Below are 13,033 nucleotides of genomic sequence, written 5' to 3'. Positions count from 1 at the left end.
CCTGTCCTTGCTCCGCTGAGTAATGGGCTGGGCGCTCAGTGTCCCACCTCGCGAAGGGACCGTACAGCCTTGCTGGTTGCGGATGCCCCGGTCATGTGGCAGAGCCTCATGACCGGGGCACATTCTCACGCGCTGGCCAGAGTCGCTGAGTTGGGGTTCGAGTGGGTGGGCAGTGGTCAGTCGCCCGCCGTGATCAGGTCGTCGAAGTCGCCGTCCTTCGCGCCCTGGATGAAGGCGGTCATCTCCGCGGGGGTGTAGATCAGCGCCGGACCGGCAGGGTGGCGCGAGTTCCGCACCGCCACGCCGCCGTCGGGCAGCCCGGCGAGCTCGACGCAGTTCCCGTTGGGGTTGCTGCGCGCGCTCTTCCGCCAGGTGACGTCGTGGAGTCGGGTGGCCTCGATGCCGTTCTGGATGTGCATGTGCGCCTCTCCGTCAGTTCCTTGGGAGTTCCGGTCATCAGGTCCTGATGGAACTCACTGTGCCACAGCTTCCCGTTCTTGCATCTGTAATTGCAGACGTGCTTGCACCCGTAAGCACGCTTCCGCCAGAATGACCCGCGCAGTTGAACTAGACCCCCAACTTGCGGGCGAGGACACGGAGTTCAAGATCATCCGTCTCGCGCTCTGGAGTTCTGATGACGCCATACGGCACCGACCGCGTCGCTTCCGCGGGCCCCGAGGGAGATCAGACCGAGTACGCGTGGGAGGACCCGCTCACCCGCCTGCTGCTCCTGCTCGAGATCGCCCAGCAGCCCTCCTGGCTCCGGGACATATCGCGTCCCACCTGCGGCTCCGCGCGCAGATCCGGCGCCTGACCGGCCGCTGACCGGCCCCGGCCCCGTCCCGCCCCACGGCGTGACGGCGTCCTGAAGGGCCGCCCCCTGCCCGGCTGTTGACCGGGCAACCGGCGGCGCCGACAATCCGAAGAGGCCCCGGCGCAGCCACGGCACGCGGGGCGTCCCGGACGGATCGGTGGACTGCCATGGACGGTGCGAGGCCGCGGCCCGGACACGGGCCCCGCCCTGCACCCGCGCGCACCCTCCCGTGCGCGCTCCGGCGTGCAACCCTCCCCAACTCCCTCCCCCTCGCCCGGCCATGGCTCTCCCGGCCCGCCGCCGCGCCGGCCGCGGCCCGCGGCTGGCTGCTGACCTCCCGCCGGCACATCGACCTCCTGCGCGTCGCCAGCGCGAGGTAGGGCGGACGCCGGAGCACCCGGCGTACGACATCCGGTCATCCGCCCCGCTGAGGGAGAGTCATGTCCACTGCCCTGCCCGGCTGTACGTCCCCCCGCGCCGCCTCTGCCGCCTCAACCGGCCCCGCCGCGGCCGCCGTTCGCCCCGTCCCGCCCGCCCGTCGTGCCCCCGTGTTCCGGGGCCGGATCGGCAGCCGTCCCGGCAGCGGGTTCCACGCCGCGCCGCACCGGTACCGGCTGTACCTGGCGCCGCCCGGGCCCGCCTCGGTCCGGATCGCCGTCACCCACCGGCTCCTCGGACTCGACGCCGTCCTGCCCGTCACCCTGCTGCCCCCGGCCGCCCCCGACGCCGGGCACCCCGTGCTGCGCGGGCTGTACGAGGCGACCCGGCACCGGTGCGAGGGGCCGTTCGCGGCGCCCGTGCTCGGGGACGGCTGGAGCGGGCGGATCGTCAGCAACCACGCGCCCGACATCGTGCGCGACCTCGCGGGCTGCTTCGGCACCGGTACCGGGCCCGAGCTGTTCCCGGCCGCGCTGACCAGGGACATCGCGCGCTTCGAGGCGCTGTTGGAGGAGTGCGGGGACGAGGGGCTGCGGGAGGCCGAGCGGCGGCTGGCCGGGCGCGGGCACCTGCTGGGCGAGACGCTGACCGCCGCCGACGTGCACCTGTGGTCCCGGCTGCCCGCGCCGGGGGAGCGGCCCGTACTCGACGCGTACCGGCAGCGTCTGGCGCGGACGCACCCCGCCTTCCGCGGTGATGCGCCCCGGCGCACGCCCCCGCGCCCCCAGAACGAGGGACCCGCCGGGCGCCCCGGAACGCCGGTGCGGTGACGCCTTCCCGCCGGGCCCGGCTCCGTGGACGCGCTCCCAGGCGCCGGTGCGGAGCCGACCGGCGGTGCTTTTGCGGAGGTTTTCGGGCGCTGTTCTAGTGGGGCGAGACGTGTCCCACGCCGGGCGCCGGTGGCAGTGCCGGGCGCCGCACCCCGGGAGGCTCCGCTCATGGCCATGTCCCCGTACGGCTCGTTCGGTTCGCCCGACCCGTTCTCCGAGCTCCTCAACCGGTTCTTCGGAATGTCCCCCGTGTCCTCGCCGCCCGCGATGCAGCGCGTCCCCATCGGCGAGCTGCTGACGGACTCCGCGCGGGAGCTGATCGCCCGTGCCGAGGCGCGGGCGCGCGAGGACGGCAGCCCCGACCTGGACACCGAGCACCTGCTGTGGGCGTGCACGCAGACCGAGCCGGTGCGGTCGACGCTGGCGCGGGCCGGGGCCCACCCCGACCGGCTCGCCGCGAGCATCGCCGAGGCCCTGCCCGGCGAGAGCGGCGCCGCCTCCTCCGAGCCGGGGCTGACGCCCTCGGCCAAACGCGTCCTGACCTCGGCGCACGCCCACTCGCGCGCGGCCGGCGTCTCGTACATCGGGCCCGAGCACATCCTCGCCGCGCTCGTCACCGACGACAGCTCCGGTGCGGCCAGGTTCCTGGACGCGTACGGTGCCGACCCGGCGAAGCTGCGCCGGGACGCGGTCGCCGCGAGCCGTACCGAGGCGCCGTCCGGCGAGGCGGCGCCGAGCGACACCCCGACCCTGGACCAGTACGGGCGCGACCTCACCGAGGAGGCGCGCACCGGGCGGCTGGACGTCGTCGTCGGCCGCGCGGACGAGGTCGAGCAGACCGTCGAGATCCTCTCCCGCCGGACGAAGAACAACCCGGTGCTGATCGGCGAGCCCGGCGTCGGTAAGACGGCGATCGTCGAAGGGCTCGCGCAGCGCGTGGTGTCCGGCACGGTGCCCGGGACGCTCAAGGGGAAGCGGGTCATCGCGCTGGACCTGACGGGGCTGGTGGCCGGTTCGAAGTACCGGGGCGAGTTCGAGGAACGGCTCAAGGCCGTCATCGACGAGGTACGGGAGGCGGAGGACTCCACCATCCTGTTCATCGACGAACTGCACACCGTCGTCGGCGCCGGATCGGGCGGCGAGGGGTCGATGGACGCCGGGAACATCCTCAAACCCGCGCTCGCCCGCGGCGAGTTGCACGTCATCGGCGCCACCACGCTGGACGAGTACCGGCGGCACGTGGAGAAGGACGCCGCGCTGGAGCGCCGGTTCCAGCCCGTCACCATCCCGGAGCCGACCGTCGAGGAGACCGTGCAGATCCTCGACGGGCTGCGGGACTCCTACGAGGCGCACCACCAGGTCAGGTTCACCGACGAGGCGCTGGAGTCGGCGGCGGTGCTCTCCGACCGGTACGTCACCGACCGCTTCCTGCCCGACAAGGCCATCGACCTGATGGACACCGCGGGCGCCCGGGTGCGGCTGCGCTCCCTGGGCCGCTCCACCGAGGTCGTCTCCCGCGAGGACCGGATCGCCAAGCTGAGCCGCGAGAAGGACGAGGCCATCGCGGCCGAGAACTTCGAGCGCGCGGCCGAACTGCGGGAGGAGATCGCCGGGGTGGAGGCGGAGCTCGCCGGGGTCGAGGAGCGCCGCGAGGGCGTGATGTCGGTGACCGCCGAGGACATCGCCGAGGTGCTCTCCCGCCGCACCGGCATCCCCGTCGCGCAGCTCACCGAGAGCGAGCGCGAGCGGCTGATGAAGCTGGAGGACGCGCTGCACGAGCGCGTCGTCGGGCAGGACGAGGCGGTGACGGCCGTCGCCCAGGCGGTACGGCGCAACCGCGCGGGGCTCGGCGACCCGGACCGGCCCGTCGGCTCCTTCCTCTTCCTCGGGCCGACCGGCGTCGGCAAGACCGAACTGGCCAAGGCGCTGGCCGAGTTGCTGTTCGGCGACGAGGGGCGGCTCGTCCGGTTCGACATGAGCGAGTTCCAGGAGAAGCACACCGTCTCCCGCCTGGTCGGGGCGCCGCCCGGCTACGTGGGCCACGAGGAGGCGGGCCAGCTGACCGAGAAGGTGCGGCGGCAGCCGTACAGCGTGCTGCTGTTCGACGAGGTGGAGAAGGCACACCCGGACGTCTTCAACGCGCTGCTCCAGGTGCTCGACGACGGCAGGCTCACCGACGCCCGCGGCCGGACCGTCGACTTCCGCAACACCGTCGTCATCATGACGAGCAACATCGGCGCCCAGCGCATCCTCGCCCACGAGGGACGGGTCGACGAGATCCGCGAGCAGCTGATGGAGGACCTGAACGGGCGCTTCCTGCCCGAATTCCTCAACCGCATCGACGAGATCATCATCTTCCACGGCCTCACCGAGGCGGACCTGACCCGCATCCTGGACATGCTGCTGGACCGCAGCGTCCGGCGGCTGCGGTCCCAGGACATCGGCCTGGAGGTCACCGAGGCGGCGAAGAAGCTGCTGGTCGCGCACGGTACGCGCCCCGAGTTCGGGGCCCGCCCGCTGCGCCGCACGATCCAGACGGAGCTGGACAACCGGGTCGCGGGGCTGCTGTTGAGCGGGGAGGCGTCGGAGGGGGACACGGTGGTGGTGGACGTGGACGAGGACTCGCTGGTGTGCCGGGTGCGGAGCGGCGGCGGGGCCGCAGGGGAGACCACCGGGTAGGGGCTGCGGGTGCGTCGTCGGCTGCCGGTGCGCGGGTGGTTGATCGCGCAGTTCCCCGCGCCCCTTTTACGGGGCGCGGAACCCCCGCGACTCGGACATAATGCGTGGAGTCGTCCGGAGATGGAGCATCGTCCATGAAGGCACTTCAGTACCCCAGCGTCGGCGCGGCGCCCGTCGTGGTCACCGTCCGGGACCCGGAACCGGGGCCGGGGCAGGTGCTGCTGAAGGTCACCGCGGCCGGGGCCTGCCACTCGGACATCGCCGTCATGGAGATGACCGCGGACCAGCTGTCCTTCCCTCTCCCGCTAACGCTCGGGCACGAGGGCGTCGGCACCGTCGCCGCGCTCGGTCCGGGCGCGAGCGGGGTGTCCGTGGGCGACTCCGTCGCCGTGTACGGGCCGTGGGGCTGCGGCGTGTGCCGGATGTGCGCGCAGGGCAAGGAGAACTACTGCCTGCGCGCCGACGCCGAGCGCATCTTCCCGCCCGGCCTGGGCGAACCGGGCTCCATGGCCGAGTACCTGCTCGTCGACGACGCCAGGCACCTCGTCCCGATCGGCGACCTCGACCCCGTCACCACCGTGCCGCTCACCGACGCGGGGCTCACCCCGTACCACGCGGTGAAGCTGTCCCTGGCCAAGCTCGTGCCCGGCAGCACCGCCGTGGTCATCGGGGCCGGCGGGCTCGGGCACGTCGGCATCCAGCTGCTGCGGGCGATGACCGCGAGCCGGGTGATCGCCCTCGACGTCACCGAGGGCAAGCTCGAACTCGCCCGCACCGTCGGGGCGCACGAGGCGCTGCTCTCCGACGACAAGGCACCGGCCCGCATCCGCGAGCTGACCGGCGGCGTCGGGGCGAGCGTCGTCCTCGACTTCGTCGGAGCGCCGCCCACGGTGGCGCTCGCCGGGAAGAGCGTCGGCGTCGAGGGCGACGTCACCGTCGTCGGCCTGGGCGGCGGCGCGCTCCCCGTCGGCTTCGGGACGCTGCCGCACGAGACCACCGTCCGCTCGCCGTACTGGGGGACCAGGTCCGAGTTCGCCGAACTGATCGAACTGGCCCGGCAGGACGTGCTCGACATCCACGTCGAGACCTTCTCGCTGGACGAAGCACCGCGCGCCTACGAGCTGTTGACGTCCGGAAACATCAACGGCAGGGCCGTGATTGTCCCTTGAGCTGCCAGCCGCCCCGCACGTCACGCACACTGGGGACGCACGCGAGCGAGCCGAGCGAGCCGAGGGAGAGCTGACGAACGATGAGTGACCAGTCCGGTGGCACCGGCAGGACGAACCGTGTCGTGGTGGGTATCGACGGATCGAAGCAGGCGCAGACGGCCCTGGACCGGGCCGTGCTGGAGGCGCGGGCTCGTAAGGCCGAACTGGAGGTCCTCTGCGGAGCGGGCTGGCCGAAGCGCTCGGCCGTGCCCGTGACCGAGACCGACACCGAGTGGCTGCGCAGGGCCGCGGCCGAGGTCGTCGACGCGGCGGTCGCCCGCGTCCGGGAACGGGCGCCCGAGCTGGACGTGTTCCCGCGCGTCGAGTCGAAGTCCGGCGCAGCGGACGCGCTCGTCGAGGCCAGCAGGACCGCGGCCCTCACCGTCGTCGGCACCCGCGGGCACGGCGGCTTCGCCGGGCTGCTGGTCGGCTCCGTCAGCCTCCGCGCCGCGGCGCACTGCCAGGGCCCGCTGATGGTCGTCGGTGGCGAGCGCTCCGTCGAGGAGGCCACCGCGCGCGGCACCGTCCTGGTGGGCGTGCGCTCCCCGGCCGAGACGGAGACCGTCCGCTTCGGCTTCGACGAGGCGCAGCGCACCGGTTCCACGCTGCGGGTGCTGCACGCCTGGTCGCGGCCGCCGATGCCGCCGAACATCCCGGTGCCCCCGAGCGAGGACGCCGGCGCCAGGCAGGCCGCGACCGAACTCGTCCGCGCCGCCGTCGCCCCGCTCCGGGAGCAGTACCCGGACGTCCGGGTCAAGGGGCGGGAGCAGAGCGGGCCGCCCGCGGCGACGCTGATCGAGGCGACCCGCGCCGCCGACCTCGTCGTCCTGACCACCCCGCGCCGGCGGCAGCGCCGGCTCGGACTCCAGCTCGGGCCCGTCGTCCACGCGGTGCTGCACCACGCGCACTGCCCCGTGGTCCTCGTGCCCGCCGACTGAGGAACGCCGCCCGGCCGGGGGCTGCCCGGCCGGGCGGGCCGACAACCACCGCCCGTGGAGGCCGCCATGAGCCCGTCCGAGAGCACCGAAGAGCCGGCGTCCGTGCGCGCCGGGGACGCAGGGCCCGTCGAGTACGACGTGATCGTCATCGGGGCGGGACCGGTCGGTGAGAACGTCGCCGACCGGGCGCACGCGGCGGGGCTCAGCGCCGTCGTCGTCGAGCACGAACTCGTCGGCGGCGAGTGCTCGTACTGGGCCTGCATGCCGAGCAAGGCGCTGCTGCGCCCGGCGCTCGCGCTCGCCGACGCGCGCCGGGTCGACGGCGCCTCGCAGTCCGTCGACGGCGGACCGGACACCGGTGCCGTCTTCAAACGGCGGGACGGGTTCACCTCCGGCTGGCGCGACGAGGGCCAGGTGGGCTGGCTGGACTCGGCCGGCATCGACCTCGTACGCGGCCGGGGCAGGCTGGACGGCGCCCGCAGGGTCGCCGTGGAGACCCCCGAGGGCGGCCGGGTGGAGCTGACGGCCCGGCACGCCGTCGCCGTCTGCACCGGGAGCCGCGCCGTCGTGCCCCCGCTGCCGGGGGCCGCGGAGGCCCGGCCGTGGACGAGCCGGGAGGCGACGTCGGCGAGCGAGGTGCCGGGGCGGCTGGCCGTCGTCGGCGGTGGCGTGGTCGGCTGCGAGATGGCCACCGCCTGGCGGGCGCTCGGCTCCGAGGTGACGATGCTCGTGAGGGGCGGCCGGCTGCTGCCGCGGATGGAGCCGTTCGCGGGCGAGCTGGTCGCGGACGCGCTGGAGGACGCGGGCGTCACGGTCCGGCGCGGCGTCGGCGTCACCGCCGTCGAACGCCCCGCGCCGGGCGGGCCCGTGACGCTGACGCTGGACGACGGCGGGCGGGTGGAGGCCGACGAGGTGCTGTTCGCCACCGGCCGCGCGCCCCGCACCGACGACCTCGGCCTGGAGACCGTCGACCTGCGGCCCGGCGGCCCGCTGGAGGTGGACGACAGCTGCCGCGTCCCCGCCGTGCACGGCGGCTGGCTGTACGCCGTCGGGGACGTCAACGGGCGGGCGCTGCTGACGCATCAGGGCAAGTACCAGGCCAGGATCGCGGGCGCGGCCATCGCGGCCCGCGCCGCCGGGGTGCCGCTGCTGGAGACCGACCGCTGGGGCGCGCACGCGGCCACCGCCGACCATCTCGCCGTCCCGCAGGTGGTGTTCACCGACCCGGAGGCGGCCGCCGCCGGGCTGACGGTCACCGAGGCGGAGCAGCGCGGGCTGCGGGTGCGGTCCGTCGACGTGGACCTCGGCGGCGTCGCGGGCGCCGCGCTGTACGCCGACGGCTACCGGGGGCACGCGCGGATGGTCGTCGACACCGACCGGGAGGTCGTCGTCGGCGCCACCTTCGTCGGCCCCGGCGTCGGCGAGCTGCTGCACTCGGCCACCCTGGCGGTCGCCGCCGAGGTCCCGCTGGAGCGGCTCTGGCACGCCGTCCCCGCGTACCCGACGATCAGCGAGGTCTGGCTCCGGCTGCTGGAGGCGTACCGGGGCTGACGGGAACGGGCCGGTGTGCGGCGCCGGGTCACTCCACCGAGCGCAGGCGGCGGGCCGCGGCGGCCACCGAGCGGCCGCGGGTGTCCGCGTCCGCCCACGGGTCGCGGGCGCGGAGCCGCTCGCCGAGGGTGCGCAAGGTCCAGCGCCGCGGCGTCAGTTCGGGGTCGTCGAGCTCGTCCCAGGTGATCGGCGCGGCGACGGGCGCCCCGGCGCGTGCCCGCAGCGCGTACGGGGCGACGGCGGTCTGCGCGTACGCGTTCCGCTGGATGTCCAGGTAGACGCGGTCGCCGCGGTTGGCCTTGCGGGGCTCCTCGGTGAGCCGGTCCGGGTGCCGGCGCGTCAGGACGCCGGAGAGGCCGCGGGCGAACTCGCGCACGGTGTCGAAGTCCGCCTTCCCGTCCAGCGGCGCGAGCACGTGCAGACCGCGGGAGCCCGTCGTCATCAGCCGGGACGGGAGCCGCACCTCGGTGAGCAGCTCGCCGACCCGGCGCGCGGCGAACCGCACGTCCTCGAAGTCCGCGCCGCCGCTCGGGTCCAGGTCGACGACGAGGAGGTCCGGATGGTGCGGACGGGCGGCCCTGGCGAGCCAGCGGTGCGGGGTGACGCACGCCTGGCCCGCGAGGTACACCAGGGTGTCGGCGGTGTCGCACAGCACGTGCCGCACGGTGCCGCCCTCCTTGGGGAGTTCGGCGGTGCGCACCCAGTCGGGGAAGTAGCCGGGGGCGTTCTTCTGCATCAGCGGCTCGCCGCCGATGCCGTCCGGGTGGCGCTCCATCATCAGCGGCCGCCCCCGCAGGTGCGGGACGGCACGGCGGGCCACCGACCGGTAGTAGCCGGCCATGTCGTCCTTGGTGATCCCGTCGTCGGGGAACAGGACCTTCTCCGGTCGCGTGATCTCCACCTCCGCCACGGGACCCACTGTGCCGCACCCCGCGCCGGGCCGGGCCCGCGCGGGGGCCGTCCGGGGCACCGGGCTACCCCGCCGGGTGCTCCGGTTGCTCCGTACCGCTCCGCCGTCTTGCGCGCGGGCCGGTCCCCGCCGCACGCTCTGGGATGTTCCCGGTCCGGGCCCGCCCGGACCGTTCGCGCTCCCCGAGGAGGGGCAGTGGAAGCCGTACTGGACGTGGAACAAGCCGAAGACCATGTGGGCGGGATCTGTTTCAAGACGGGCCCGCCCCGTCGCGTCGGGGTGGAGCTGGAGTGGCTCGTCCGCGACAGCACCGACCCCGCCCGCCCCGTCCCCGCCACCCGGCTGGACGGGGTGCTCGACCCGCTCTGGACCCCGGGGGCGCTGCCCGGCGGGAGCAGGCTCACCCGGGAGCCGGGCGGACAGCTGGAGGTGAGCGCGCCGCCGGGTGACACGCTCGCGGAGTGCGTGGAGCTGGCCGCCACCGATCTCGCCGTGCTCCGCAAGTCCGTCGCCGAGGAGGGCGTCCTGCTCCACGGGCGGGGCCTCGACCCGGAGTTCGCCCCGCCGCGCGTCCTGACGCACCCGCGCTACCGGGCGATGGAGGCGTACTTCGACCAGTCGGGCCCCTGGGGGCGCACGATGATGCGCGCCACCGCCGCGGTCCAGGTGAGCCTGGACGCGGGGGACGAGTCCGAGGGTGTCACCGGGTACCGGCACCGCTGGCGGCTGGCGCACCGGCTCGGGCCCGTGCTCGTCGCCGCCTTCGCCAACTCGCCGCTGTGGCGCTCCCGTCCGACCGGGTGGCTCTCCACCCGGCAGCGCGTCTGGGACCGGATCGACCCGGGACGCACCCGGCCCCCGCCCGACGGCGGCGACCCCAGGGCGCTGTGGACCCGGTACGCGCTGGACGCCGAGGTGATGTGTCTGCGCCGCGATCCGCCCGCGGCGTGGACGGCCCCGCCGCGGCTCACCTTCCGCTCCTGGCTGGGCGGCCGGCACGGGCTGCGCCCGCCCACCCGCGACGACCTCGACTACCACCTGAGCACCCTGTTCCCGCCCGTACGGCCGCGCGGCTGGCTGGAGTTGCGGATGATCGACGCGCAGGCCGGCGACGACTGGATCGCCGCGACCGCCGTCGCCGCCACCCTGCTCAACGACCCCCGGGCCGCCGAGTCGGCCTGGGAGGCGACCGCCGCGCTGGCCGGGGAGCGCGGGCTGTGGGAGCGCGCGGCGCGGCAGGGACCGGCCGACCCGCTGCTCGGCCCCGTCGTCCGCGGCTGCGTGGCCGCGGCCGAGGAGGCGCTGGCCCGCACCGAGCCGGGCGGCGAACCGCACCGCGCCGTCGCCGCCTTCCACGAGCGCTACACCGCGCGGGGCCGCTGCCCGGCGCACGACCGACTCGACGCCCTGCGCGGCTGACCACCCGAGGAGCTCACCCCATGTCCCAGGACACCCGGCCACCGCGGCCTGCCCAGGCACCGACGATCCCCACGACCCCCGCCGGCTGCCCCTACGCCCGGGCCCGCGAGGCGCTGGAGCGGGCCAGGCGGCGGACCGCGCTGCTGACCGACGCCGTCGGCGAGGACGAACTGACGGCGCAGCACTCCCCGTTGATGTCCCCGCTGGTGTGGGACCTCGCGCACATCGCCAACCAGGAGGACATCTGGCTGCTGCGCGCCGCGGGCGGCGGCCCCGGGCTGCGCCCCGACCTCGACCCGGTCTACGACGCGTTCCGCACCCCGCGCGCCGACCGCCCCGCCCTGCCGATGCTGGCGCCGGAGGCGGCCCGCGCCTTCGCCGCCGAGGTACGCGTCCGCGCCCTCGCCGTCCTGGCCGAGGCGGAGTCCGGCACGCGCCGGAACGGGGCGGACGCCGCGGACCCGGACGCCGAGCGGCACCGGCGGCTGCTCGCCGACGGCTTCGTCTTCGGCATGATCGCCCAGCACGAGCAGCAGCACGACGAGACGATGCTCGCCACGCACCAGCTGCGCCGCGGCGCCCCGGTGCTCGACGCGCCCGCGCCGCCGGGCGGCTCGGCCGCCGGGCTGCCCGCCGAAGTCCTCGTCCCCGAGGGCCCGTTCGTGATGGGCGCCGAGGGCGAACCGTGGGCGCTGGACAACGAACGCCCCGCGCACACCGTCCTCACCGGCGCCTTCTGGCTCGACACGACCCCGGTCACGAACGCCGCCTACCGCAGGTTCGTCGAGGACGGCGGCTACGAGGAGGAGCGCTGGTGGGACCCGGAGGGCTGGGAGTACGCCCGCCACGCCGGGCTGCGGGCCCCGCTGTTCTGGCAGCGGGACGGCGGCCCGGCGGAGGCTCCCGGCGGGGGCTGGGTGCGCCGCCGCTTCGGGCACACCGAGCCGGTACCGGACGAGGAGCCCGTGCAGCACGTCAGCTGGTACGAGGCCGACGCCTACGCCCGCTGGGCCGGGCGGCGGCTGCCGACCGAGGCCGAGTGGGAGAAGGCCGCGCGGCACGACCCGGCCACCGGCCGTTCGCTGCGCCACCCCTGGGGCGACGCCGACCCCGGCCCCGAGCACGCCAACCTCGGCCAGCGGCACCTGCGTCCGGCCCCGGCGGGCGCGTACCCCGAGGGCGCGGCGCCGTGCGGCGCGCGGCAGCTGCTGGGGGACGTGTGGGAGTGGACGGCCTCGGACTTCACCGGGTACCCGGGTTTCGCGGCGTTCCCGTACCGCGAGTACTCCGAGGTGTTCTTCGGGCCCGGGCACAAGGTGCTGCGCGGCGGCTCCTTCGGCACCGACCGGGTGGCCTGCCGGGGCACCTTCCGCAACTGGGACCTGCCCGTACGGCGGCAGATCTTCGCCGGGTTCCGCACGGCGCGGACCGCGCGGCCGGGGGAGGGGCGCTGATGTGCCGTCACCTGGCCTATCTGGGCCCGCCGGTGCCGCTGGCCGAGGTCGTCTCCGGGCCGCGGCACGGCCTGTACGAGCAGTCCTGGGCCCCGCGCAGACAGCGGCACGGCACCGTCAACGCCGACGGCTTCGGCCTCGGCTGGTACCCGCCCGACGCGGGCGTCCCGGGCGCGCCCGCGCCCGCGCGCTACCGGCGCGCGGTGCCGATCTGGGCCGACCCCAACCTGCCCGACCTCACCCGCACCCTGACCAGCGGCGCCGTCCTCGCGGCCGTGCGCGACGCCACCCCGGGCACCTCGCAGGACGAGGCGGCGGCCGCGCCGTACGCCGCCGAGGGGTGGCTGTTCAGCCACAACGGCGCGGTCCACGACTGGCAGCGGCTCGCGGACGACCTGGCGGGCGCCGGGGGTTCCGGCGGCGACGTCGGCACGGCCGAGCTGCTCGCCATGGAGGCGCGGTGCGACTCGGCGCTGCTGTGGGCGCTGCTGCTGCGCCGTCTGCGCGCGGGTGAGAGCGCGGCCGACGCGCTGTCCGGGCTCGTCCGGCAGGTCGACGCCCAACGGCCGGGCGCCCGGCTGAACTTCCTGCTCACCGACGGCCGCACGGTCACCGCCACCCGGCAGGGCGACAGCCTCTGGTACCGGCACACGCCGGGCGCCGTCCTCGTCGCCTCCGAGCCGGACGCGCGCGAGGGCTGGCGCGAAGTGCCGGACGGGCACGTGCTGCTGGCCGGGCCGCACGGCGTCCGTTTCATCCCGCTGCCGGGGCCGGCGCCCGCGCAGCCCGTCACCGCGCCGGTCCGCTGACCGGCCGCCGCGCCCCGAAGGTCCACGACGCCACCGCCTCCGC

At 75.5% G+C, this 13,033-nt stretch carries 11 protein-coding genes; 9 read left to right on the top strand and 2 right to left on the bottom strand.

Annotation, left to right across the window (positions count from 1 at the left end; genetic code table 11):
• Positions 1-176: 176 nt before the first annotated feature.
• Entirely contained in the window at positions 177-419 is a 243-nt protein-coding gene (locus HCC30_RS25670; protein WP_169445166.1) for a DUF397 domain-containing protein, read from the bottom strand.
• A 215-nt stretch (positions 420-634) separates the two neighbouring features.
• Here HCC30_RS25670 and HCC30_RS25665 point away from each other — a divergent pair, with 215 nt between their 5' ends.
• From HCC30_RS25665 to HCC30_RS25640, 6 genes are all read left to right on the top strand, one after another.
• Positions 635-814 (top strand): hypothetical protein, encoded by a 180-nt coding sequence (locus HCC30_RS25665; protein WP_169445165.1) that lies wholly within the window; start codon positions 635-637, stop codon positions 812-814.
• Between the two features lie 440 nt (positions 815-1,254).
• Positions 1,255-2,022: a glutathione S-transferase family protein gene (locus tag HCC30_RS25660; RefSeq protein ID WP_169445164.1), complete on the top strand. Its 768-nt coding sequence runs from the start codon at positions 1,255-1,257 to the stop codon at positions 2,020-2,022.
• Between the two features lie 168 nt (positions 2,023-2,190).
• Positions 2,191-4,701: an ATP-dependent Clp protease ATP-binding subunit gene (locus HCC30_RS25655; protein ID WP_169445163.1), complete on the top strand. Its 2,511-nt coding sequence runs from the start codon at positions 2,191-2,193 to the stop codon at positions 4,699-4,701.
• Between the two features lie 134 nt (positions 4,702-4,835).
• The gene (locus HCC30_RS25650) at positions 4,836-5,870 is read left to right on the top strand and encodes an NAD(P)-dependent alcohol dehydrogenase (RefSeq protein WP_169445162.1); all 1,035 of its coding nucleotides are present in this window, start codon (positions 4,836-4,838) and stop codon (positions 5,868-5,870) included.
• A gap of 80 nt (positions 5,871-5,950) precedes the next feature.
• On the top strand, positions 5,951-6,847 hold the full coding sequence (locus HCC30_RS25645; protein WP_169445161.1) for a universal stress protein: 897 nt from the start codon (positions 5,951-5,953) through the stop codon (positions 6,845-6,847).
• 66 nt (positions 6,848-6,913) lie between these two features.
• Positions 6,914-8,398, top strand: coding sequence for an NAD(P)/FAD-dependent oxidoreductase (locus HCC30_RS25640; RefSeq protein ID WP_169445160.1), 1,485 nt, complete (start codon positions 6,914-6,916; stop codon positions 8,396-8,398).
• A gap of 28 nt (positions 8,399-8,426) precedes the next feature.
• On the opposite strand, the gene ligD is transcribed toward HCC30_RS25640, so the two are convergent.
• Entirely contained in the window at positions 8,427-9,308 is an 882-nt protein-coding gene (gene ligD, locus HCC30_RS25635) for a non-homologous end-joining DNA ligase (RefSeq protein ID WP_346776811.1), read from the bottom strand.
• Between the two features lie 195 nt (positions 9,309-9,503).
• On the opposite strand from ligD, the gene egtA reads away from it, so the two are divergent.
• From egtA to egtC, 3 genes are read left to right on the top strand one after another with little or no spacing between them, the layout of a single operon-like run.
• The gene (gene egtA, locus HCC30_RS25630) at positions 9,504-10,727 is read left to right on the top strand and encodes an ergothioneine biosynthesis glutamate--cysteine ligase EgtA (RefSeq protein ID WP_169445158.1); all 1,224 of its coding nucleotides are present in this window, start codon (positions 9,504-9,506) and stop codon (positions 10,725-10,727) included.
• A 20-nt stretch (positions 10,728-10,747) separates the two neighbouring features.
• Positions 10,748-12,181: an ergothioneine biosynthesis protein EgtB gene (gene egtB / locus HCC30_RS25625; RefSeq protein WP_169445157.1), complete on the top strand. Its 1,434-nt coding sequence runs from the start codon at positions 10,748-10,750 to the stop codon at positions 12,179-12,181.
• Entirely contained in the window at positions 12,181-12,990 is an 810-nt protein-coding gene (gene egtC / locus HCC30_RS25620; protein WP_169445156.1) for an ergothioneine biosynthesis protein EgtC, read from the top strand. Before egtB ends, egtC begins: the two co-directional genes overlap by 1 nt.
• Positions 12,991-13,033: the final 43 nt, after the last annotated feature.

This window comes from Streptomyces sp. HNM0574 (genome assembly GCF_012726235.1).
Lineage (GTDB): Bacteria > Actinomycetota > Actinomycetes > Streptomycetales > Streptomycetaceae > Streptomyces.
Note: the sequence above shows the minus strand (reverse complement) of the source record. Positions and strands in the feature narration are given on the sequence as shown.

Bases quoted from the DNA above. Each gene is read 5' to 3' on its own strand.
- HCC30_RS25665 (WP_169445165.1), top strand. From the start codon at position 635: ATGACGCCATACGGCACCGACCGCGTCGCTTCCGCGGGCCCCGAGGGA.
- HCC30_RS25645 (WP_169445161.1), top strand. From the start codon at position 5,951: ATGAGTGACCAGTCCGGTGGCACCGGCAGGACGAACCGTGTCGTGGTG.
- egtC (WP_169445156.1), top strand. From the start codon at position 12,181: ATGTGCCGTCACCTGGCCTATCTGGGCCCGCCGGTGCCGCTGGCCGAG.
- HCC30_RS25655 (WP_169445163.1), top strand. From the start codon at position 2,191: ATGGCCATGTCCCCGTACGGCTCGTTCGGTTCGCCCGACCCGTTCTCC.
- egtB (WP_169445157.1), top strand. From the start codon at position 10,748: ATGTCCCAGGACACCCGGCCACCGCGGCCTGCCCAGGCACCGACGATC.
- HCC30_RS25660 (WP_169445164.1), top strand. From the start codon at position 1,255: ATGTCCACTGCCCTGCCCGGCTGTACGTCCCCCCGCGCCGCCTCTGCC.
- HCC30_RS25640 (WP_169445160.1), top strand. From the start codon at position 6,914: ATGAGCCCGTCCGAGAGCACCGAAGAGCCGGCGTCCGTGCGCGCCGGG.
- HCC30_RS25670 (WP_169445166.1), bottom strand. From the start codon at position 419: ATGCACATCCAGAACGGCATCGAGGCCACCCGACTCCACGACGTCACC.
- HCC30_RS25650 (WP_169445162.1), top strand. From the start codon at position 4,836: ATGAAGGCACTTCAGTACCCCAGCGTCGGCGCGGCGCCCGTCGTGGTC.